General features: G+C 65.4%; 6 protein-coding genes and 1 pseudogene. 6 read left to right on the forward strand and 1 reads right to left on the reverse strand.

Features of this window, described 5'->3' with window-relative positions; translation table 11 throughout:
* Window positions 1-17 precede the first annotated feature (17 nt).
* Window positions 18-1,535, forward strand: coding sequence for an FAD-binding oxidoreductase (locus tag ABZX92_RS29770; protein WP_355566400.1), 1,518 nt, complete (start codon window positions 18-20; stop codon window positions 1,533-1,535).
* Window positions 1,536-1,752: 217 nt separating this feature from the next.
* On the opposite strand, the gene ABZX92_RS29775 is transcribed toward ABZX92_RS29770, so the two are convergent.
* A complete protein-coding gene (locus ABZX92_RS29775) occupies window positions 1,753-2,037 on the reverse strand; it encodes a hypothetical protein (protein ID WP_355566403.1) in 285 nt (94 codons plus the stop codon).
* Window positions 2,038-2,197: 160 nt separating this feature from the next.
* Between ABZX92_RS29775 and ABZX92_RS29780 the strand changes: the two genes are divergently transcribed.
* The 5 genes and pseudogenes from ABZX92_RS29780 to ABZX92_RS29800 all read left to right on the forward strand — a co-directional run.
* Window positions 2,198-3,082 carry a DUF2199 domain-containing protein gene (locus tag ABZX92_RS29780; RefSeq protein WP_355566405.1) on the forward strand — a complete coding sequence of 295 codons (885 nt, stop codon included), beginning with the start codon at window positions 2,198-2,200 and terminating at the stop codon, window positions 3,080-3,082.
* A gap of 361 nt (window positions 3,083-3,443) precedes the next feature.
* Entirely contained in the window at window positions 3,444-3,785 is a 342-nt protein-coding gene (locus ABZX92_RS29785; RefSeq protein ID WP_355566408.1) for a WXG100 family type VII secretion target, read from the forward strand.
* Window positions 3,786-3,874: 89 nt separating this feature from the next.
* Complete coding sequence (locus tag ABZX92_RS29790) at window positions 3,875-4,138, forward strand: hypothetical protein (protein WP_355566410.1); 264 nt, start codon at window positions 3,875-3,877, stop codon at window positions 4,136-4,138.
* Between the two features lie 111 nt (window positions 4,139-4,249).
* A complete protein-coding gene (locus ABZX92_RS29795; protein WP_355566413.1) occupies window positions 4,250-4,948 on the forward strand; it encodes a hypothetical protein in 699 nt (232 codons plus the stop codon).
* A gap of 126 nt (window positions 4,949-5,074) precedes the next feature.
* Window positions 5,075-7,472, forward strand: a pseudogene (locus tag ABZX92_RS29800) (hypothetical protein); the annotation flags it as partial.

Below are 7,472 nucleotides of genomic sequence, written 5' to 3' on the forward strand. Positions count from 1 at the left end.
GCTCATGAGGCCCCGAGATGAGGGTCGTCGGTGAACGAGCTCTGGCGTCGGCACAAGTCCGTCAGGTCGGTAACGCCGCCTGGACGGATCTGACCAGGCGGATCGAAGGCCGTGTGGTGCGGCCCCCGGATTCCTTGTTCGGTGCCCTTGCCGCTCCAGCCAATACGCGATACGAACACGTACTACCCCATGGAATCGTGCTACCGACAACCGAGTCGGATATCGCCGCAGTGCTCGGGTGGGCTGACAAACACCAAGTCCCTGTCGTAGCGCGCAGCGGTGGGCACAGCTACGCCGGATACTCCACCACTGGTGGCCTGTTGATGCGCCTCGACATGTTCGACCAGGCCGCAGTGGATTTGTGCAACGCGACGGTGACTGTGCAGGCAGGCGCGCGCAATCGTGATCTCCTCCGTACGTTGGCGTCGACGGGACTCACACTGCCGTTCGGTCGCTGTCCCACGATCGGCATCGCGGGCTACACCCTGGGCGGCGGACTGGGCCTGCACACCAGACGCCTTGGCATGGCGTCGGACCGCCTGCTGGCGACGCGCTTGGTGACCGCTGGAGGTGAGGTTCTCTCCTGCGACGAGGACTCCAACGCAGATCTGTTCTGGGCCAGCCGTGGTGGTGGCGGTGGCAATTTCGGGATCAGCACGGCCTTCACCTACCAACTGTGCCCCACACCGGATGTCACCGTGTTCAGACTTGCCTTCGACGGCCGGAAAGCCGAGGAGGTGCTGTTGGCGATGCAGGACCTGATCACGGATCCCCAGCTTCGGTACTCGTTTGCAGCTCAGTTCGGCGCTACGGCAACGGGGCGTGATGCGAAGCGGGCGGCTCGCAACGTCACCTTGTACGCGGAAGGCTGGTACTACGGGCCGCGGTCGAACCTGGAGACCATCTTGACGAGGGTAACCAGTGTCGCGAGGCCGACTTCCAGCTACGTTGCAGAGCTCGACGGCCTTGGGGCGCAACGTTACTTCACCGATGAAGTCGCCTCGGATCCGTTCATGACGACCTCGGTGGTGGCTCGAATTCCGATGCGCGCGACAGATGCTGCGCGGGTCGTAGCACATTTACATGCTTGGCCTGGCAGTTCGAGCAGGTCGGGTGCTTCGGTGTCGTTCTTCGCAATGGGAGGCGCGGACCAGGACATGGCACCGGATGCGACAGCGTTCGTGCACCGCGACGCTCTGTTCGTCCTCGCCGCGACGCATCGCTGGACGACTGAGGACGGCCCGGAGGCTTCATCGCGAGCGACAGAGTGGATCGCCGGCGTCCGGCGCGACATGAGCGCGCATCTGGGGACTGGATCGTTCGTCAACTTCCCTGATCCGGCATTGCCTCGCTGGTGGGATGCGTACTACGGCAGCAACTATCCGCGCCTGGCGCGGATCAAGAGCGAGTACGACCCGAGCGGACTGTTTCATTACCCGCAGTCCGTGCGGCCACTGGAGCAGCTTCCCTCGGATGCCCAGTCGTTGTCTGCGGGGCGTGCGGCGATCGGACCGTGTGAAGGGTTGGCGTCGTGACGTGACCTGCTGAATCCACCGAGGGTTCGCGGTGGCGTTGGGGTTGTTGCCGATCGGCGAGCTCTGGATCTACCTGTGTAGCCCTTCACATGCGGATGTCTTGTGGCGCACCGGCTTCTTTGGCCACACCTGTGGCGACGCTCGGCGGGCAGCGCTGACCACAGCGCTCCGGAGCGGAAGCTCAAGGTCGATCTTAGGCTGTTCCAGCCCACTGATATCAGCTGCGCGGAGTCCAACGCAGGCAAGGCGTCTTGGCCTGGCGCAGGACATCGTGCAGGTCCGGTGCCTGCTCGGCCTGCAGGTCGATCACCTTGGCCAGGTAGGGGTAGCCGGCGGCGAGGAGGGTGCCGTCATCGCGGGCGAGCGCGGGCACCTCACGGCGAGGGGTACCGCGTTCACACCGCTCTGCGAGCACAGGCGGCCGAGGTGCGAGCGAGTGCGCGTGACCCGTGGGGGACGGCACGATGAACAAACACGTGGAGTCCAGGGCTGCGGAGATCATCTTCAGTGGGAGTCCTGAGAGATCAGCTCAACTGTTGATGATGAAGAATATCCGAGTTCTGTCTGAACTCGGTACGAACGGGCGTGATTGGGAGGCCTTTCGGTCATCTCGGCCAGTATCGCGGCTCTGCCCATGACGACGACGAAATATTCTCGCCTGTGTGACAACACCGCCGGTCGAGCAGTGTGCTTGCTGTGGCGCCGCGATCAACAACCCGGATCGCGTCGATCTGACTGTGCTGATGCCCGACGGCGCGGTGGCGTCCGAGGAGACCGACCCCAATGCCGCCTTCCTGCGCCTCGAGAACGGCCAGACGTTCGTGCGGTCCCTGCTGCCGGTCGCCCTCACCGGTGGCACGACGTTGATGTACATGACGTGGCTGGAGGTTGGCGATGGCGACTTCCAACGCGCGTTCGCGGCCTGGCGCGACTCTTCCTGGGAGGGTCTGGTTCTGCACGGGACGCTGGCCAACGAACTCAAGCCGTGGACCGGGGCACTGCGCGGTGCGGAGGTCATGGCCACGGTCGGCGCGATGGACGAGCCTCCGACGATCGTGAACTCCGATCACGCTTTGCTGCACAGGATGCTGACCGAGACCTGGGACCGCGACGTCGTGCTGAACTGGTTCCCAGATCCGTTGCCGGTCGCGATCCGCACCAGGGTGAGCAGGCACTGGAGCGTCGAGCGCGGCGAGGGCATGGTGGCCGGGCTGAACGGCGGCAGCTGGTGCTTCGGTGCAGCTGGTCGCTCGGTATTCGTCGACGTGCTGACCGACCAGCAGCGGCGTTCGCCGGCGGAATTCCTGCATGAACTGCTGGAGGGTGCGCCGGAGGTACCCGAGGAGCAGACGCTCATCACCCCGACGGCCGATGACATCACACACGCCTTCTGGCTCGACACCGTTGTCGACGGGCGCTCGCAGCGCGACTTCTATGCCCATGTGGTCCGCGAGGGCACCGCGTTGAGCCTCGGTGCTTTCTTCGCCGACCCGGAGGATCGGAACTGGGCGCTGCACATGTTGCGTTCCGTCCGTCATCACGCGTGAGAATCGATTTGTCGCGCTTGCGAAATGAGATGTTCACGAGGTGTGGCGCAGATCTGGTTCTGGTGCAGGTGTGCTCCGGACATGGCTTCCGAGACCCGCAAGATCGCCTGAGGTCTGAAAGGGCAAGGCGGTTGCGACAACTGGGCAGTGCTGTTTGTGTGAGCTGCATCTCGCCGTTACAGTCGAGTTGGGAGCGAGAGCGCTCCCGCCGTTGAAGCGCATCTGTGGTCGCCCGCCTGCACCTGGTGGCTTCGGCGGGTTGTTCGTCCAGTTCACGCGAAAACGATGTTTCGGTGGTTGCTGGCTACCTTTCGAGCATTTACCGGCGACGTCGTAAGATTCATTGAGGAGTTGAGTAGCGATGGCTGGTGCCGATAACTCGGTAACTAGGGAAGGAATGCTCGCTGCGGCGGATCGGATGACGCAGACACTCCGGCTCGTCGACACCGAACGTGGCGAGGTCGAGGCCTCCATCTCCCGGCTGTTTGGCACCTTCACCGGCAGTGCAGCCGACGCGTATCGGCAGGCCTTCTCTGGGTGGTTCCGCAACGTTGAAGACATCAGGTCGGCGCTGAACTCGATGATCGAAACCATGCGGTCCGGTGCGGACGAGGTCGGCAAGACTGTCGCCGATACACAGGGTGACGCGGAGGACGGCGCCGGCAGGATGGCCAGCGCGTTCCCCGGCCTTAACGGTCTCTAGATAACGGTTTTCTCCCGCACAACTCGCGTACCCAGAACCTAGAAGGGAACCGAAGCATGGGGCAGCCCACTTATACCTACAGTGGCGGCGTGAACTCTTCGGTCGCTGCCGAAATTATGGATAGCAACACTCGGATCAGAGCTGAGTTGGATTCGTTGAACTCGGACCTCGTGCAGTCGCTGGCCAGCTGGCAGACCCCGGAATCACGGAGGGCCTACAACGAGAACAAGGTGCGTTGGGACAACGCCGCGAACTCGATGCCCGTGTCGCTCCAGATCGGTTCAGAAATCCTGACTGGCATTACCGACCGCATGGGCCGGACCGAGGCCGCCATCGCCGACAGTTGGAGCTGACATTCGGCAGTTCGCGGGTGTCCGGTGCGGGCCTGCAGTCTGGTGGACAGTCCACCCGGCTGCAGGTTCGTGACTGAGCCTTTTGACCTAACGATGAAGGAGGTGTGGTGAATGGCGGACTCCGACCTGGCACCCGGAACCGTGGTGCACTACCTGCCGGACGGTGCCCGCTACGGCGGTGGCCATAGCTACCGGGACTTCGAGAGTGCCACGAAGATGCCGGATGGCAGCTGGAAGCTCCGGTACCACAACGGTGAGACCACCTACTCGGGCGGTCCGGCGCTGCCGAAGCCGGATCCTAACTCGACGCCTAACACCGAGAACACCCAGATGGGCGACCCGTGGAACATCTACAAGGGGTCCCAGCCGCCGTTCCCGGATGCGCCGAGCGTTCCCGGTGGCACTGAGACGCCGGGTAAGGGCGTCCACGTCATCTCCGTCGACGCGATCACGCTCTACGCCAAGAACATCAGGGCGTTGCTGCCGGTGATCGCGCAGACGATCAAGGAACTGGACGACCTCGCGGCCAGGGGCTTCGGGCCGGGCAACTTCGGTGCCGCGAACAATTTCAAGACCAAGGTGTTCGGGGCGGGCGGCGGCCAGGACGAGGCCACGCTGCTCGCGTCGACCCGTCAGGTGTTCGTCGAAGCGGAGACGATCATCAACGAGGTCGCGGCGCGGTGCGACGAGATCGCGCAGAAGTACAAGACTGCGGGCGAGCTCGCCGCAATGGATGCCAGCGACTTCACGTCGATGGTGGCCAACGTGAAGGCCAAGGTCGACAACTTGCCACTGGGCGGGGCCAGTTGACCAGTTTCGACTAGTCGGGGCCGGCCGGCCGGGCCGAACACACCACGTTCGGCGGTGCGTGGTTCCGGTGCCTGCCAGACGAAGTTGGCCCGGAAGGCTTGTCCTCAGTAAAGGTGTGGGTGTGCGATGGCTCCAGGAGTTTATGACAAAGACGGCTTCAAACTCGGTCCCAACGGCGGGATCTTCGCGGATCCCACCGCGAACTTGACCGACAACAACGACTTCGAGAGCTGGGACTGGAAGCAGATCCGGGCCGCGGTCATCGGTTACTCGGTTGCGCCAGCGTCGGCTGTTCCGACGAGCACACCCTCCTTTGCCGACCCTGACTCGATCCGCAATGCCTCCGTGGTCTTCAACCGGGCGCGAGCGGCACTTCAGTACGTCGGCGACAACGTCAGGCTGCAAACTGAAGCACTCGCTGGTGAGAACGGCGCGTGGAAGAGTCCCGCCGCCGACGCGTTCCGCTCGATGAACCTCTTGTTCGCCGCGAAGCTCGAGGCCAAGGCCGAGCAGATCAACGGCGGCGAGATCGTGGGCACGAACAACGTGCCAGCCCAGCTGTGGAGCAGCGGAAACTACCTGGAGTGGGCCCAGAAGGCCATCGCGGCGACCGACAGCTACTACGCCGCGTACATCGCGTCCGTCGGCGTCACGATGGCCAACGGCCTTGTACGGATCTCGGACTTCCCTGAACTCGTCGCGCAGATGACCGAGGACATGAAGAAGATCGTCCGGATCCTCGTACAGCAGTACGTCATGAACACCAACAGCGTGACGCCGCCAGACCCGGCCGAATTCAACGCCACGCCGGATCCGCTCGGTGCCGACGGCAACCAGCCGCCGTCACTCGATGGTGCCGGTGGTGGTGCGGGTGATATTCCGTTGCCTGCGGCGTTGGATGTGCCGTCGCCTCTCGATGGTGCCGGTGGTGGTGCCGGTGGTGGTGCGGGTGATATTCCGTTGCCTGCGGCGTTGGATGTGCCGCTGCCTCCCGGTGGTGCCGGTGGTGGTGCGGGTGGTATCCCGTTGCCTGCGGCGTTGGATGTGCCGCTGCCTCCGGGTGGTGGTGCAGGGGGTATTCCGTTGCCTTCGGCGCTCACCGTGCCTCGGCCTCCGGGCAGTACCGGCGCCACCGGTGGTGGCACTGGTGGTGTCGGGGGTGGCATCAAGCTGCCCCCTGCCCTCTCCACGAACCAGCCGGCCACCGGCAACGACGGTGGTACGGGCGGCGACAACGTGAACCTGCCGAAGCCTCCACCACTCACCCTCGAGGGGCCGCCCGGTACCAACCTGCCCAACGACCTCGGTGGCGCCGTGCCGCCGTCGCCGATGATGCCGCCGCCCGCGGGTACGGGTGGTGGCGGACCCGGTGCGGGCGCCGAACGGCCGGACTCATCCGGTCTTCTCGGCGGCATCGACAAGCCGTGGGAAGCGGGCTCGCCGCCGCTCAGCGACCCAGGTGGGGTCAATCCTCCGGTCACCAAGCCGGAGGATTGGGCCGCGCCGCCGTCGACGGGTATTGGTGGTGACAACGGTGCTCAAATGCCGGGTGCGCCGATGATGCCGCCGCCTGCGGGTATGGGTGGTCAAACAGGTGGCCCCAACGCGGAACGACCGGACTCGTCCGGTCTGCTCGGCGGCGAGAAGAAGCCGTGGGAAGGTGCTGCGCCGCAAACCCTTGACCCCAGTGAACTGCTGTCGTCGCCGTCGCTCAAGCCGGAGGACTGGGCGACCGGCGACCCCGGTTCCAGCGGGTCGACGCCGCTCGACCTTCAGGTGCCTGGGGGCGAAGGACTCCAGCTGCCTGGTGGTGGCTTGCCGCCTGCGGCCGACCTGGCGAACCCGTCGGTGGTGTCGCCGTCGGCCGGGGCTGGTGGACAGGTGCCGCTAAGTGGTGTGCCGATGATGCCTCCGCCTTCGGGCGTGGGTGGCCAGCCAGGTGGCACCGCCGCGGAGCGGCCGGACTCGTCTGGCCTGCTCGGCGGGGTGAACGAGCCGTGGACCGGGTCGGGCGATGACGGCCGTGTCGGCGGTACCTCCGACACGACGACGGCGGCGACACCGGAGTCGTGGGCGCCCAAGCGCGAGGACCACTCGTCGGTCGCACCTTGGGCGGTGACGCCGGGTGAGGACGTTGCGGCGCTGATGGAAGCGCCGGGGGCCGAGACTCCGGAGGCTGAGAGGCCCGAGGTCGTCGAGCCTGAAGCCTTGACGCCAGAAGCGGTCAGCGCGGAGTTCGTCGAGCCCCTCGACATGACGCCGGCGGCCGCACCGGCTGGGTGGGCAGCGAGTTCCGACGTTGTTCCGGCAGTGCATGACGGGCGGTCGCCCACAGCGGCCGTCGCGGTGCCAGGGGCGAGTGCCATCACTACGACGGCCACGCTCGGGTCGGTTGCTCCCTCGGTTCCGGGTATGTCCCCGACCGGAGCCACGCCGCCGGTAGCAACGCCCGCTCCGTCCACGAACGACACCGGCGCCGGCACGTCCGGGAGCGCGTTGACCGGTACGCACACCTCCGAGTTCC

Source organism: Lentzea sp. NPDC006480 (assembly GCF_040611995.1).
Taxonomy (GTDB): domain Bacteria; phylum Actinomycetota; class Actinomycetes; order Mycobacteriales; family Pseudonocardiaceae; genus Lentzea.